The organism is Pseudomonas sp. NPDC090592 (assembly GCF_044769185.1).
In the GTDB taxonomy this organism is placed as follows: domain Bacteria; phylum Pseudomonadota; class Gammaproteobacteria; order Pseudomonadales; family Pseudomonadaceae; genus Aquipseudomonas.
Genome location: NZ_JBIVXJ010000022.1, coordinates 49,635 through 64,392, shown reverse-complemented (window position 1 = coordinate 64,392; position 14,758 = coordinate 49,635). Strand labels below are relative to the sequence as shown.

Here is a 14,758-nt window from a genome sequence, read left to right as displayed (position 1 = left end):
GGGCATGCCCGCTCCCACAGGTGAGGTGAAATGCCAACAGCTCCACTCCCCCTGTGGGAGCGGGCGTGCCCGCGAATGGCTGCAAAAACTTTCCTGTCAGGATAAAAAATTTCACAACCCTCTAGACCGTCACCCCTCTCTTCGCCTATAAATCGACTAAAGGAAATTTATATTCCTACCAAGAAACAACCTTCGCCTCGTCGCGAAGCTTCTTTTGCCCTTGTGCCCGACCTGCCCCACTCCATCACGAGGCCTATCCGACATGCCCCCCGCTCCCGATCACTTCATCCTGCGCGTCAGTTGCCCGGCCGTGTCCGGCATCGTCGCTGCGGTGACCACTTACCTGGCCGAGCACGGTTGCTACATCAGCGAGATGGCGCAGTTCGACGACGAGGACAACGGGCGCTTCTTCATGCGCGCAGTGTTCCGCTACAACACCGGTACCACAGGCGACACGCCGCAGCTGGAGGCCGGCTTTACCGACGTGGCCCGGCGCTTCGACATGCAATGGAGCCTGCACAGCAGCGCCCGGCCGATGCGCGTGCTGCTGATGGTGAGCAAGTTCGACCACTGCCTGTCCGACCTGCTGTACCGGCATGCCAAGGGCGAGCTGGACATGCAGATCACCGCCGTGGCGTCCAACCACCTGGACCTGCGCCCGATGGCCGAACGCCAGGGCATCCGCTTCGTCTACCTGCCGGTCACCAAGGACACCAAGGCCGAACAGGAAGCCGCACTGCTGCGCATCGTCGAGGACACCGGCACCGAACTGGTGGTGCTGGCGCGTTACATGCAGATCCTTTCCGACGACCTGTGCCGACAGCTGTCTGGCCGGGCCATCAACATCCATCACTCGTTCCTGCCCGGCTTCAAGGGTGCCAAGCCGTACCACCAGGCCTACCAGCGCGGGGTCAAACTGATCGGCGCCACGGCCCATTACGTGACCAGCGACCTGGACGAAGGCCCGATCATCGAGCAGGAAGTGCAACGGGTGGACCACGCCTACGCGCCGGACGACCTGGTAGCCATCGGCCGCGACACCGAAACCATCGCCCTGTCCCGCGCCGTCAAGTACCACCTTGAACACCGGGTATTCCTTAACCACGACCGCACGGTGATCTTCAAATGAACGCCATCCCCAGCGTCAAGCTGATCGACGGCAAGGCCACCGCAGCGCGGGTGCTGGCCGAGGTGCGCGAACAGGTGCAGGCGTTGCGCCAAAGCGGTGTGCAACCGGGCCTGGCGGTGGTGCTGGTAGGTGCCGACGCGGCCAGCCAGGTGTATGTGCGCAACAAAGTGCTGCGCGCCGACGAAGTGGGCATTCGCTCGCTGGAACATCGCCTGCCCGCCGACACTACCCAGGCCCAGTTGCTGACCCTGATCGACCGCCTTAACCGCGACACCGAGGTGAACGGCATTCTCGTGCAACTGCCGCTGCCCGCGCACATCGACGAGCACCGGGTACTTCAGGCCATCAACCCACTCAAGGACGTGGACGGGTTCCACAGCGAAAACGTCGGAGGCCTGGCCCAGGGCCGCGATGGGCTTACCCCGTGCACACCCAGTGGCTGCATGCGCCTGTTGCGCGACGCCTGTGGCGAGTTGCGCGGCAAGCATGCGGTGGTGGTGGGCCGCTCGAACATCGTCGGCAAGCCCATGGCCGCCCTGCTGCTGCAAGCCGACTGCACGGTAACCGTGGTGCATTCGCGCAGCCACGACCTGCCTGCGCTGTGCCGCCTGGCCGACATCCTGGTGGCGGCGGCAGGCAAGCCGCGCCTGATCGGTGCCGACTGGCTGAAGCCCGGCGCAGTGGTGATCGACGTCGGCATCAACCGCATCGAAGAGGGCGGCCACAGCCGCCTGGTCGGCGATGTCGACTTTGCCGCCGCCCTGCCCCAGGTCGCCGGCATCACCCCGGTACCTGGCGGCGTCGGCCCGATGACCATCGCCTACCTGATGAAAAACACCCTGCTCGCCCTCGACCTGCAGCAACAGGCCAGCCACCAGGAGCGCACCGCATGCCTTTCGCCCTGCTGAAATACGGCCTGAGCGCCGACTACCCGGTGGAGGTCGACCTGCCGCCGCCGTGCGAACTCAAGCCACGCTATGACGTGGTGATCATCGGCGGCGGCGGCCACGGCCTTGCAATCGCCTACTACCTGGCCAAGTACCACGGCATTACCAATGTCGCCGTGCTGGAAAAGGCCTACCTGGGCGGCGGCAACACCGCACGCAACACGGCGGTGATCCGCTCCAACTACCTCACCAGCGAGGGTGTGCGCTTTTACGCCGAATCGGTGCGCATGTTCCAGAACCTGTCGAACGAGTTCGACTTCAACATCATGTATTCCGAGCGCGGCCAACTCACCCTGGCGCATACCGATGCCACAGTACGTGCCTGCCGCCAGCGCGCCGAGGTCAACAAGCACTTCGGTGGCCGTACCGAAATGATCGACCGCCAGCAGATCCGCGAACTGGTGCCCAGCCTCAACCTCGACCCGGGCCATCTGCCGGTTTTGGCTGGCCTGTGGCACATCGACGGCGCCACCGCGCGCCACGACGCCGTGGCCTGGGGCTACGCCAAACAGGCGGCCAAACGTGGGGTGGAAATCCACCAACTGACCGAAGTGCAGGACCTGCTGATTCGCAATGGCCGCATCGAAGCAGTCAAAACCAACCGTGGCACGGTGCAGTGCGGCTGCGTGGTACAAGCAGTGGCCGGCGCCAGCTCGCTGTTGATGACCAAGGCCGGCATCCGCGCGCCGATACACACCTACCCGCTGCAAGCCATGGTCACCCAGCCGTTCAAGCCGTTCCTCGACCCTTTGGTCAGTTCATCGGCGCTGCACTGCTACGTACAGCAGACCAGCCGTGGCGAAATCGTCTTTGGCGGCGGCTCCGACCCCTATCCGCTCTACAACACCCGCTCCACCCTCGACCTCAAGGAAAGCTTGCTGGCGCATGCCATCGAGATGTTCCCGTTCATGGCCAACGCCAAGCTGATGCGTCAGTGGGCCGGCAGCACCGACATGACCCCTGACTACAGCCCGATCATGGGCCTGTCGCCGGTGGGCAACTATTACCTGGATGCCGGCTGGGGCACCTGGGGCTTCAAGGCCACGCCCATCTGCGGCAAGACCATGGCCGAGCTGGTCGCCAGCGGTGGCAAGGTCCCCGAAATGATCGCCCCGTTCGCCCTGGAGCGCTTTAGCCGCTTCCAGCAAGTCAACGAAATGGGCGCCACAGCGGCCAGCCACTAGGAGCAACGACAATGAAGATCCTGACCTGCCCCTTGAATGGCCCGCGCAACATCAGCGAGTTCACCTACGGCGGCGAGTTCAAGCACATGCCCGACCCGGCCGCCTGCAGCGATGCCGAATGGGCCGATTATGTGTTCAACAGCGACAACCTGGCCGGGGTGGTGACCGAGTGGTGGCTGCACAACGCCTCCAGCTACTGGTTCCTGGCCGAACGCCACACGGTAAGCGACCAGGTACTGCGTACCTTCGACCCGAAAGAACGGTTCGACCGCCGCGTCGACTTCACCCCCGCCGCCACCCCGGAGATCGCCGGATGACCAGCCACACTCGCCTCCCCGCGCCCATGGGCCTGCTGATCGACCGCGAGCGGCCCGTGCACTTCCGGTTTGACGGCCAGGCCTGCCAAGGCTTTGCCGGCGACACCATTGCCAGCGCCCTGCTCGGCAACGGCCGCTGGCTGCTGTCACGCTCGTTCAAATACCACCGCCCCCGCGGCCCGCTGAGCATGGCCGGGCAGGATGCCAACAGCTTGGTGCAACTGCCAGAAGAACCCAATGTGCTGGCCGACCTGGAGCCCGCCCGCGAAGGCCTGGTGGTCGAGGGGCAAAACTTCAACGGCAGCCTTGAGCATGACCGCGACGCCTACCTGGGCAAGTTTTCGCGTTTCATGCCGGTGGGCTTCTATTACCGCTCGTTCTACAAGCCCAAGGGCATGTGGAAAGTGTGGGAGCCACTGATCCGCAAGAAGGCCGGCCTGGGCGTGCTCGACCTGGGTTTCAAACCGCAGTACTACGACAAGGCCTACCTGTTCGTTGATGTGGCCGTGGTCGGCGCCGGCCCCGCCGGCCTGCACGCCGCGCTCGATGCAGCGAATGCCGGGGCAAAGGTGCTGTTGATCGAGCAACAGCCGGTGCTGGGCGGCTCGCTCACCTATGCCCGCTTCGACATCGCCGGCACCCGCGCCGCCAGCCTGCGCCAGGAGCTGCTGGCCGCCATCGAAGGCCACCCGAACATCCAGGTGCTGCTGCAGGCCACCTGCAATGGCTGGTTCACCGACAACTACTTGCCGGTGATCCAGCACAAGCGCCTGTACAAGGTACGCGCCAGCCGTTGCCTGGTGGCGGCCGGGTCGTTCGACCAGCCGGTGGTGTTCCGCAACAACGACCTGCCGGGCGTGATGCTGACCAGCGCTGCCCAGCGGTTGATGAAGCTGTACGCGGTCAAACCGGGCCAGCGTGCGGTAGTCCTCACGGGCCACGATGACGGCTACCTGGCCGCCCTCGACCTGCAAGAACAAGGCGTGGCCGTGGCCGCAGTGGTCGACATGCGCGCCGCGCCAGCCGAAGCCGCCCTGGCGGCTGAACTGAAGCGCCGCGATATTCCCGTGCACCTGGGCAGCACCGTGTACGAAGCCTTGCACGAAGCGGGCATGCGCCATGTCAGCGGCGTGGACATTCGCCCGATCACCGGCCAGGGCAAGGTCGGCCCCCACGGGCTGCGCCTGGCTTGCGACCTGCTTTGCATGTCGGCGGGCTACATGCCGGTGTACCAGTTGCTGTGCCAGGCCGGTGGCAAGCTGGCCTATGATGTGAACCGCGACGAGTTTGCCATCAGCAACCTGCCGGCCGGGCTCGATAGCGCAGGTTCCGTGAACGGCCGCCACGCGCTGGCCAACGTACTGGCCGATGCCACACGCGGGGCCGCCGACGCAGTGGCAGCGCTGGGCCTGCAAGCGCCGACCCTGTCGGCGTTCGGCGCCGAAGCCAAGGTCAACTTCCCTTGGCCGATCTTCCCGCACCCCAAAGGCAAGGACTTCGTCGACTTCGACGAAGACCTGCAAGTGCGCGACATCGTCAACGCCACCCGCAGCGGTTACCGTGACGTGCAGTTGGTCAAACGGTTCTCCACGGTCGGCATGGGCCCGTCCCAGGGCCGCCATTCGGCGCTGCCCACTGCGCGCCTGGTGGCCCAGGCCACCGGCCGCAGTATCGGCGAAACCGGGGTGACCACCGCCCGGCCGCCGTTCCAGGCAGAAAAGCTGGCGCATGTCGCCGGGCGTGCCTTCGACCCCTACCGGCAAACACCCATGCACCGTCGCCACCTGCAAGCCGGGGCCAAGATGATGCCTGCCGGTATCTGGCAGCGCCCCGCCTATTACGGTAAGCCGCAAGACCGCGAGCAATGCATGCAGGAGGAAGCCCGCCATGTGCGCGAAAAAGTCGGCCTGATCGACGTTTCCACCCTGGGCGGTCTGGACGTACGCGGCCCGGACGCCGCCGAACTGCTGGAACGCCTGTACACCTTCGGTTTTGCCAAGCTGCTCATCGGCCGTACCCGTTACGCGCTGATGACCAACGAGCATGGCGTGGTGATCGACGATGGCGTTTGCGCGCGCCTGGGCGAGCAGCACTTCTATGTCAGCGCTACCACCAGTGGCGTCGACCGCATCTACCAGCAGATGTTGAAGTGGAACGCACAATGGCGCCTGGACGTGGACATCACCAACGTCACCGCCGCCCTGGCCGCCGTCAACCTGGCCGGACCACTGTCGCGCCAGGTGCTGGCCAAGGTGTGTGACGATGTCGAACTGTCGGCCGAAGCATTCCCCTACCTGGGCGTGCGCCAGGGCAAGGTGGCCGGCATCCCGGCGCGCATACTGCGGGTCGGTTTCGTCGGTGAACTGGGCTATGAAATTCATGTACCGGCCCGCCATGCCGAGCGCCTGTGGGACGCCCTCATGAGCGCAGGCTCGGGCCGGGGCATTCGGCCGTTCGGCGTCGAGACCCAGCGCCTGCTGCGCCTGGAAAAAGGCCATGTGATCATCAGCCAGGACACCGACGGCATGACTCACCCGGCAGAAATCGACATGCAGTGGGCCATTGGCCGCAAGAAGCCGTTCTTCGTTGGCAAGCGCTCCATCGAAATCCTTGAAGCGCAGCCGCTCAAGCGCAAGCTGGTCGGCTTCACCCTGCCCAAGGGCAGCCCGCAGCCGCTGGAGGGGCACCTGGTGCTGGACGGGCCGGCCATCAGCGGTAATGTCACCTCCTGCGAATACTCGCAAACCCTGGGGCAGATCATCGGCCTTGCCTATGCCGGTGCCCACCAGGCCACCCCCGGCATGCACATCCCGATCCGTGTAGAGGGCGGTGCCATGGTGCATGCCAAGGTGGTGCAACTGCCCTTCCACGACCCCGACAACCTGCGCCAGGAGCTCTGAGCCATGACCAGTTTGCAAGCCAAAGCATTTATCCCTCGCAGCCCTCGGGCCGAACTGCTGCACGCCTGTGCGTTGACCGACCTGACCGAGGTGGCGCGGGTCGGGTTTCGCGGGGGCGACAGTGCCGCCTACCTGCAGCAACGTGGTTATCGCTTGCCGCAGCAGCCGAACCAGGCCGTGCGCCAGGACGACGGCAGCTGGGTAGCGCGGTTGTCACAGACCGAGTACCTGCTGCTGGGCAACCTGGCCGATGAAGGCGCACGGGTGGCTGCCGTTGAGGCCGAGTGGGTGCAGGATGCCCAGCGCAACTACCTGCTGCCGCGCCAGGACAGCCATGCCTGGTTGCAGCTGTCAGGGGCGCATGGCAGTGCGGTGATGGCCAAGCTGTGCGGGGTGGATTTGCGTGCCGAGGCTTTTCCGGTGGGCTCGGTGGCGCAGACTTCGGCGGCGCGGATCAATGTGATTGTGGTGAATGTGGGCAGTGATGGGCGGCCGGCGTTGCAGTTGCTGTTTGATCGGGCGTCGCGGGCGTATTTCCGGGAGGCGATGCTGGATGCCATGGGTGAGTTCGAGGGTGGCTGGATCGAGCTGGGTGAGTTGCCCGGGTTGTAGATAGTGGGGGCTGTGGGTGTTCGCCGGGGGATTTGCGGCGCCTGTGAGATCGAGCGCCGCCCGCGCGGCGCTTCGCGGGGCAAGCCCGCTCCCACATTTGTTGCAACGTGGCCATGTCTGTGGGAGAGGCGTTGCCAGCCTTGCGCATGTCTTGAGAGGTGTGGGGCGGCAGTAGCGCCAGTCGGGAAATCGAGCCGGCCCGACAAGGCTGGCAACCATGGCCTGACAGGTTCGGCACGTTGCAACAAATGTGGGAGCGGGCTTGCCCCGCGAAGCGCCGCGCGGGCGGCGCTCGATCTGCGCAACACCGCAAAATCCAAACCGATCACCTCGCCGCCCTGACGCAATCGGGCGCTGAACACCTGAAATGTCGGATTAAACCCCTTCCCTGTAGTCCATTTCCCAAACATACTCCTGCCGCGTATTTTCCGTTGCGACTGCTCTGGCAGGGCTCTAGTCTCGGTTGGTCGCTGAAGATCAGCGATACAGCTTTGACAGGCTGTGACGGTAAATCGTATGCGGCTCGCCATTATGGCGGCTGTACGTGCGGGCACGCTTGCGTGCGCCGGAACTTTACGATTTCCGCCGGTCTGTCAACCCACGTACAGCTGCCACCCAACTGTTTGACAGCAGGCCGGAGGCAGCACCGATAACGGAAAATCGTGATGTTGAAAATCGTACCAGATCCACCCCACAACCCCCATTCCCTCGAAGACACCCTGATCCAGGCCACCGACTACGCACTCTGCGCAACCACCGTGGTGCATCAGGCCTTGCTGCTGCAACCCAAATCACCGGCCTCGATCCTGATGATGACCTCAATGCATGAACTTGAGGCGCTGCGGGCTTTGCTTGAGTCGGCGTTGGTTCAGGTACAGATGCCTGCGGAGCCTCGGACTTCGCACTGATGCTTGATTGATGTGTTGCCTGGGCTGGCCCCTTCGCGGGCACGCCCGCTCCCACAGGTACTCTGCAAGCCTTGAAGCCTGTGGTGATCCTGTGGGAGCGGGCTTGCCCGCGAAAGGGCCAGCCCAGGCAGTCGAGAATTTTCAGGGGATACAACAATGACCACAGAAAACACCCACTACACCGTCGGCAAAACCACCTTCTGCCAAGGCGAACACGGCACCCACCCACTGTTCCGCATCGAACCCGGCATCCCGTGCAGAGACGCCCGCGAGCAATCTTCGGAGCTGATGGGCTACGTCCGCGAACTGACCATTACCGGCCTGATGGACGAAAAACCAATGATGATCTGGGCCGCCCACTACTTGAGCGCAATGGCCAAGGCACTAATGGATGACGCCGAACTGGGCATGATGCGCTGAGCATGTGGTTGCCCGGGATCAACTGGTAGGCGCACTTCGAAAGCCAGCCACTCTCCGGGCAACCTACACCTATGCGTTTGTTTCGTTTATTGCGATTTTCGAATATTTCGAATATAACTCGAACCTGGGCTGCTGCATCGTCGCCGCAGCCTCACAATCGATATCGCACTGGAGATACCCATGACCACCGCCGACCTCTCTCGCAAGGTGCTTCCTGATGAGAAAGAAATTGCCGTGGCTGTCGAGTCCAGCCGCACGCTAGCGGCGTTCCTTTCGACAAAATCAGATACCCAACGGATTGAGCTGCTGAATGAAGAGAATCAGCGCCGGGTCGTTGAAGTACCCACATTCGCACTGCGCCTGTTTGGCGAGATTCTCAGCGAGCTGGCCCTGGGGAACTCGGTCAAAGTCGTTCCGATCCACGCGGAGCTGACCACCCAGGAGGCGGCCGACCTGCTCAACGTCTCTCGCCCGCACTTGGTGAAGCTGCTCGACGAAGCGGTGATTCCACATACCAAAACGGGTCGTCATCGTCGGGTAAGGTTCTCTGACCTGGTTGCCTACAAGGACAAACGTGACGAGGGGAGCCGTGCTGCAATGGATGCGCTGGCAGCCCAAGCTCAGGAATTAAAGATGGGGTATGAATGAAGCACTCGCCTTTCACGGCCATATACGACGCAAACGTACTTTATCCTGCCCCACTGCGTGATTTCCTGATGAACCTCGCACTGACAGGCATCTACCGGGCACGTTGGTCGACGAACATCCATAACGAGTGGAAGCGCAATCTATTACTCAACCGGCCCGACCTTACGCCCGAACATGTGGATCGCACATCCGCGCTAATGGATGCTGCAATACCTGGTGCACTTGTCACTGACTACGAGCCGCTGGTGGAAGGGCTGGACCTGCCGGACAAGGATGACCGCCATGTCCTCGCAGCTGCGATCCAGTGCAACGCTTCTGTCATCGTCACTTTCAATTTGAAGGACTTCCCCTCAGCATGCCTTGGTGCCTTCGATATCGAAGCCATGCATCCAGATGACTTCATCGCCGATCTGTGGGACCTCGACAAAGCAGCAGTACTCGAAGCTGCCCATCGGCAGCGGATGTCATTGAAAAACCCACCTCACAGCGTGCAACAATACCTCGACCGCCTACTTCAGCAGAGACTACCCGAGTCGGTGAAACTACTTTCAGAGTTCAGGTTTCTCCTCTGATCGCACTACATCGGCGCTTTCTTGGTTTCCAAGTTTGAGCGCACCAACCCGGCAGACGAGTATGAACCTCTCCCCTTCACTTGCTAACACCCCCATCGGCCCGATGCTGAAGCAGTGGCGCATGCTGAACCGGGTAAAACAATTGCACGCAGCGCAGATGTTCGGCGTTTGCCAATCGACCATTTCCCGCTGGGAGTCAGGCATACAAGACGCCGAACCCGAGCAACGGGCGCGTATCGAAGCCTTGCTCAAAGCCCGACTCAGCAGCGCAGCGGACCACGCCCTGGCGCGCCTGGTTTCGGGCAGCGCGCAGCCGGTGCACCTGGTCTGCGACCTCACCCACCGCCTTTTGGCATGCTCGGCCCCTCGCGAAGCCGAGTTCCACGTTCCGCTGCGCGAACTGTTGGGCGTTTCGCTGTGGCCGTTCGCAACACAGGAAATCGCCAGCCAGGAACAGCGCCTGGCCGAGCTGGGCTGGCGAGCTAACCTGACCTCCCCGGCCCTGGAGTTCGCCACTGGCACGAACGGTTCTGCGCAGGTGCCCATCCAGCACAGCCTGTGCCGCTGGACACGGCTCACGCTGTCGGATGGCTCGACTGCCCGGCTGGTGGAAACCCTCGCGCATATTTAATGCGTGGACGCCGGCAGGCAGCGAGCCGACTATCTACCTCTGCAATAGCCAGAGGTCACCCGCCGTGCCAGATCAAAAGCTTCATGGAAAACTCGAATTCCTGCGCCAGGCCGAAAAGCTCAAGAGCGTGACCCGCAGTGCCCACACCGCCACAGGCCGGCGTGAAAGTACCGCCGAGCACAGTTGGCGGCTGGCGCTGCTGGCACTGGTGTTTGAAGAAGACCTGGGTGATGTCGATATCTGCAAGGTGCTGAAGCTTTGCCTTGTCCATGACCTTGGGGAGGCGTTGAGTGGCGATGTTCCCGCACCTGAAGCGCAAGCGACGCCAAACAAGAGCATGAATGAACGGCAAGACCTTGTTGCCATGACCTCGATGCTCGAACCCTCGATGCAGGACAACATAGTTGCCCTGTTCGACGAATATGAAGCAGCCGCTTCGCCCGAAGCCAAGGTAGTCAAGGCACTCGACAAGATCGAAACCATCCTGCAGCACACCCAGGGCGAAAACCCGCCTGGCTTCGACTACGCGTTCAACCTGGAGTATGGCCGCCGCTATACCGATGCCATTCCATTCCTGGCCTCCTTGCGGCACGCTCTCGACAAGGAAACACGCAAACGCATGACCCGGTAGCGCGCCACCTTGTGGGAGCGGGCGTGCCCGCGAACACCGGCATAGCCGGTGCCATCCATCGCGTCGCCTGCTTCGCGGGCATGCCCGCTCCCACAGTGATCTCGCTACAGTTGCGTCCAACGGGCTAGCGTGCGCTCGTGATACAGGTGCCGACTGGGCAATCGCCCACAGCACTTCCAGCACCAGCACACTCCAGATCAGCGCTGAGGCACCATTGACCAGCGCATACAAGGATAAAACCGTGCGTATAGGTGAACTCGCCCAGGTGTGTGGCATTAGCCGTGACACCCTGCGTTTCTATGAAGAGCGGGGGCTGATTCGAGCCCGCAGGTTGGCCAACGGCTACCGCGACTACCCGGATGAAACCGCGCAGCTGGTGATGTTCATCCGCACAGCCCAGCGCTTGGGCTTCAGCCTGAACGAAATTGGCAGCAACGTGGAGCAACTGTGGCAGTCCGCCGAGCCGGACCGCGCAGTGGAGGAACTACTGCGCGACAAGCTGGCACTGGTTGAGCAGCGGCTTGCGGAATTGCAGGCATTGCGGGCAACGTTGATGCAACGGTTGACGCTGGCTTGCCCGCTCCGCCCAGGGCTGGAATGAAAGCTTGCAGCGGTTTTATCCAGTTTTATCAATGGCCAATAATTATTGGCTGCCAATAATTTCCATAATTCGGTACTACTATCAAAATTACTGACAACAATCGTCTTTCATCATCAGCCAGATCGGGCATAAATTCTCCTCCGTCCACTCCCAGCAGCAACGGTAGAGCCTCATGTCCAGCCCGCAGCCCCCGTCCGCTTCCCCTGCCCTGACCACGCTGATCAGCCGTTCCGGCCTGCCCAGCCCCTCACTCAGCGAAACCCAGGCACACGCTGTATTGCAGGCGCACTATGGTCTCGACGGTGACCTGACGGCACTGGGTAGCCAGCAGGACCTGAACTTGCGCGTGGACGCACCCCTAGGCCGCTATGTGCTCAAGGCCTGCCACGGCAGCTATGCCCGGCTGGAGCTGGAAGCACAACACGCCGCACTGGCCTACCTGCGTGAACAAGACCTGCCGGTACCCGCCGTGCGCCACACCGGCAACGGCGAAGGCTTGCTGGCACTGGACATCGACGGTCAACCCCTGCGCCTGCGCCTGCTCGACTACATCGAAGGCCAACCGTTGACCCGCCTCAAACACCTGGAACCACGCCTGATCGCTGAACTGGGCGGGCTCTGTGCAAAGCTGGACAGGGCGCTGGCCGACTTCGATCACCCCGGCCTTGTGCGCACCCTGCAATGGGACCCGCAACATGCCCAGGCGCTGATCGACCACCTGTTGCCGGTGCTGCAAGACAGCGGGCAACGCGCCCGCATCGAACACGCCACTGGCCAGGCCTGCGCGCGCCTGCTGCCGCTGGTGGACCAACTGCCGATCCAGCCCGTGCACCTGGACATCACCGACGACAACACCGTCTGGGCTCGGGATGCCCAGCGCCAGTGGCAACTGCAAGGGGTGATCGACTTCGGCGACCTGCTGCGTACCTGGCGCATTGCCGACCTGTCAGTCACCTGCGCAGCCTTGCTGCACCACGCCGAGGGCAACCCGCTGCGCATCCTGCCAGCGATCAGCGCTTATCAGGTGCTCAACCCACTGACCGAGGCCGAGCTACGCGCCCTGTGGCCACTGGTGATCAATCGTGCTGCGGTACTGGTGTTGAGCAGCGCGCAGCAACTGGCCGTGGACCCCGGCAACCAGTACACCCGCGACAACGTGGCCCATGAATGGGAAATCTTCGACACTGCCACCGCCGTGCCTTTCGCGCTGATGGAGGCTGCCATCCTGCAAGCGGCAGGCGTGCAACCGGACGTTCCAAACTTGAACCGGTGCGCCCCGCTGCTGCCCGAGCTGGCCGGGCAGGCTGTAACACGGGTGGACTTGGGTGTACTCAGCATCCATTGCGAAGCGGGGAATTGGGAGCAACCCGGTTTTGACCAGCGCCTGCTCACCTCGCAAGCGGCCCCGGCTTGCACCCTGTACGGGCAGTATCGCCTGTCGCAAACCCATATCGACCGGCCCGAAGAGCCCGCCACCTGTGCCTTGGGCGTTGAGCTGCATGTACCCAACGGTAGCCTGGTGCAAGCCCCGCAAGCCGGCACCTGGCAGCGCCATGGCGACGGCCGCGGTTGCCTGCGAACCACGCAATGGGCCTTGTGGCTGCTGGGCCTGGAAGATGCCCCCGCCGATGGGCAGGCCGTGGCAAAGGGCCAGTCGCTGGGCAATAGCTGCGGTTTCCTCAGCGTACAGCTGTGCCTGGACCACAACATCCAGCCCCCCTTCTTTGCCACCCCGTCCCAAGCCGATGCCTGGCTGGCCCTGTGCCCGTCGCCAGCCGCGCTGCTGGGCCTGGACTGCGATGCCGACCCGCTGCCCGACCCACAAGCCCTGCTGGCCCGCCGCGACGCCAGTTTTGCCCGCTCGCAGAAGCACTACTACGCGCAGCCGCCGCACATCGAACGCGGCTGGCGCAACTACCTGATCGACATGCAGGGCCGCTCGTACCTGGACATGCTCAACAACGTCGCAGTGCTGGGCCACGGCCACCCGCGCATGGTCGCCGAGTCGGCGCGCCAGTGGTCGCTGCTCAACACCAACTCGCGCTTCCACTATGCGGCCATCACCGAGTTCTCCGAACGCCTGATCGATCTGGCCCCTGAAGGGTTCGACCGGGTGTTCATGGTCAACAGCGGCACCGAAGCCAATGACCTGGCCATTCGCCTGGCCTGGGCCTACAGCGGCGGGCGCGACCTGCTGAGCGTGCTGGAGGCCTACCACGGCTGGTCGGTGGCCACCGACGCCATCTCCACGTCCATTGCCGACAACCCGCAAGCCCTGGAAACCCGCCCGGACTGGGTGCACCCGGTCGAGGCGCCGAACACCTTCCGTGGCCGATTCCGCGGTGCCGACAGCGCCCCTGACTACCTGCGTGACCTCGAGGCCAAGCTGGCCGACCTCGATGCCCGTGGCCGCCAACTCGCGGGCATCATCTGCGAGCCGGTGTACGGCAACGCTGGCGGCATTTCGTTGCCGGCCGGTTACTTGCGCGATGCTTACGCCAAGGTCCGCGCCCGTGGCGGCGTGTGCATCGCCGACGAGGTGCAGGTGGGTTATGGCCGCCTGGGCGAGTATTTCTGGGGCTTCGAAGAGCAAGGCGTGGTGCCCGACATCATCACCATGGCCAAGGGCATGGGCAATGGCCAGCCGCTGGGCGTGGTCATCACCCGCCGCGAAATTGCCGAAGCGCTGGAGGCCGAGGGTTACTTCTTCTCCTCGGCCGGTGGCAGCCCGGTCAGTTGCCGCATCGGCATGGCGGTACTGGACGTGATGCAGGAAGAAGGCCTGTGGGACAACGCCCGCGATACCGGGCGCTACTTCAAGGCGCGTCTGCAAGCACTGGTCGACAAGCATCCGCTGGCCGGTGCAGCGCATGGGTCTGGCTTCTACCTGGGGCTTGAGCTGGTGCGCAATCGCGAAACGCTGGAGCCGGCTACCGAAGAAACCATGGCCCTGTGCGACCGCCTGCGTGAGCTGGGGATCTTCATGCAACCCACCGGCGACTACCTGAACATCCTCAAGATCAAGCCGCCAATGTGCACCACCCGGGCGAGCGTGGACTATTTTGTCGACAGCATTGACCGGGTGCTGGGCGAAGGGCTGTAAGGTGAAGTGAAGGCTGAAATCGAGTCAAAAAAACAAGGCGGTCGCGTGCGTTGGCACAGGCTGCACTGGCCCGAAACAAATGTAGGAGCGAGCTTGCTCGCGATGCGCCGCGCGGGCGGCGCTCGATCTTACAGGCGCTGAAAACGCCCCGCCGA

The 14,758-nt window shown here is 63.3% G+C and carries 14 protein-coding genes; all 14 read left to right on the top strand.

Annotation, left to right across the window (positions count from 1 at the left end):
* Positions 1 to 262 precede the first annotated feature (262 nt).
* Positions 263 to 1,129, top strand: a complete 867-nt coding sequence (gene purU / locus ACIQUI_RS19460; RefSeq protein WP_403201707.1) for a formyltetrahydrofolate deformylase — start codon at positions 263 to 265, stop codon at positions 1,127 to 1,129.
* Entirely contained in the window at positions 1,126 to 2,037 is a 912-nt protein-coding gene (gene folD / locus ACIQUI_RS19455) for a bifunctional methylenetetrahydrofolate dehydrogenase/methenyltetrahydrofolate cyclohydrolase FolD (protein ID WP_403201704.1), read from the top strand. Before purU ends, folD begins: the two co-directional genes overlap by 4 nt.
* Complete coding sequence (locus ACIQUI_RS19450) at positions 2,019 to 3,260, top strand: FAD-dependent oxidoreductase (RefSeq protein ID WP_403201701.1); 1,242 nt, start codon at positions 2,019 to 2,021, stop codon at positions 3,258 to 3,260. The genes folD and ACIQUI_RS19450 overlap by 19 nt, the downstream gene beginning before the upstream one ends.
* 11 nt (positions 3,261 to 3,271) lie before the next feature.
* A complete protein-coding gene (locus tag ACIQUI_RS19445) occupies positions 3,272 to 3,577 on the top strand; it encodes a sarcosine oxidase subunit delta (protein ID WP_391136446.1) in 306 nt (101 codons plus the stop codon).
* On the top strand, positions 3,574 to 6,477 hold the full coding sequence (locus tag ACIQUI_RS19440) for an FAD-dependent oxidoreductase (protein ID WP_403201698.1): 2,904 nt from the start codon (positions 3,574 to 3,576) through the stop codon (positions 6,475 to 6,477). Before ACIQUI_RS19445 ends, ACIQUI_RS19440 begins: the two co-directional genes overlap by 4 nt.
* Positions 6,478 to 6,480: 3 nt before the next feature.
* Positions 6,481 to 7,089, top strand: a complete 609-nt coding sequence (locus ACIQUI_RS19435; RefSeq protein ID WP_403201696.1) for a sarcosine oxidase subunit gamma — start codon at positions 6,481 to 6,483, stop codon at positions 7,087 to 7,089.
* A gap of 665 nt (positions 7,090 to 7,754) precedes the next feature.
* Positions 7,755 to 7,997: a hypothetical protein gene (locus ACIQUI_RS19430; RefSeq protein ID WP_403201694.1), complete on the top strand. Its 243-nt coding sequence runs from the start codon at positions 7,755 to 7,757 to the stop codon at positions 7,995 to 7,997.
* A gap of 156 nt (positions 7,998 to 8,153) precedes the next feature.
* Positions 8,154 to 8,417 (top strand): DUF3077 domain-containing protein, encoded by a 264-nt coding sequence (locus tag ACIQUI_RS19425; RefSeq protein ID WP_403201691.1) that lies wholly within the window; start codon positions 8,154 to 8,156, stop codon positions 8,415 to 8,417.
* A gap of 180 nt (positions 8,418 to 8,597) precedes the next feature.
* The gene (locus tag ACIQUI_RS19420) at positions 8,598 to 9,065 is read left to right on the top strand and encodes a helix-turn-helix domain-containing protein (RefSeq protein ID WP_403201689.1); all 468 of its coding nucleotides are present in this window, start codon (positions 8,598 to 8,600) and stop codon (positions 9,063 to 9,065) included.
* Positions 9,062 to 9,637 carry a putative toxin-antitoxin system toxin component, PIN family gene (locus tag ACIQUI_RS19415; RefSeq protein ID WP_403201686.1) on the top strand — a complete coding sequence of 192 codons (576 nt, stop codon included), beginning with the start codon at positions 9,062 to 9,064 and terminating at the stop codon, positions 9,635 to 9,637. Before ACIQUI_RS19420 ends, ACIQUI_RS19415 begins: the two co-directional genes overlap by 4 nt.
* A gap of 61 nt (positions 9,638 to 9,698) precedes the next feature.
* A complete protein-coding gene (locus ACIQUI_RS19410) occupies positions 9,699 to 10,268 on the top strand; it encodes a helix-turn-helix domain-containing protein (RefSeq protein WP_403201684.1) in 570 nt (189 codons plus the stop codon).
* Positions 10,269 to 10,332: 64 nt separating this feature from the next.
* Positions 10,333 to 10,899, top strand: coding sequence for an HD family hydrolase (locus ACIQUI_RS19405; protein ID WP_403201682.1), 567 nt, complete (start codon positions 10,333 to 10,335; stop codon positions 10,897 to 10,899).
* A 241-nt stretch (positions 10,900 to 11,140) separates the two neighbouring features.
* On the top strand, positions 11,141 to 11,500 hold the full coding sequence (locus ACIQUI_RS19400) for a MerR family transcriptional regulator (RefSeq protein ID WP_403201679.1): 360 nt from the start codon (positions 11,141 to 11,143) through the stop codon (positions 11,498 to 11,500).
* A 172-nt stretch (positions 11,501 to 11,672) separates the two neighbouring features.
* Entirely contained in the window at positions 11,673 to 14,603 is a 2,931-nt protein-coding gene (locus tag ACIQUI_RS19395; RefSeq protein WP_403201676.1) for an aminotransferase, read from the top strand.
* Positions 14,604 to 14,758 lie beyond the last annotated feature (155 nt).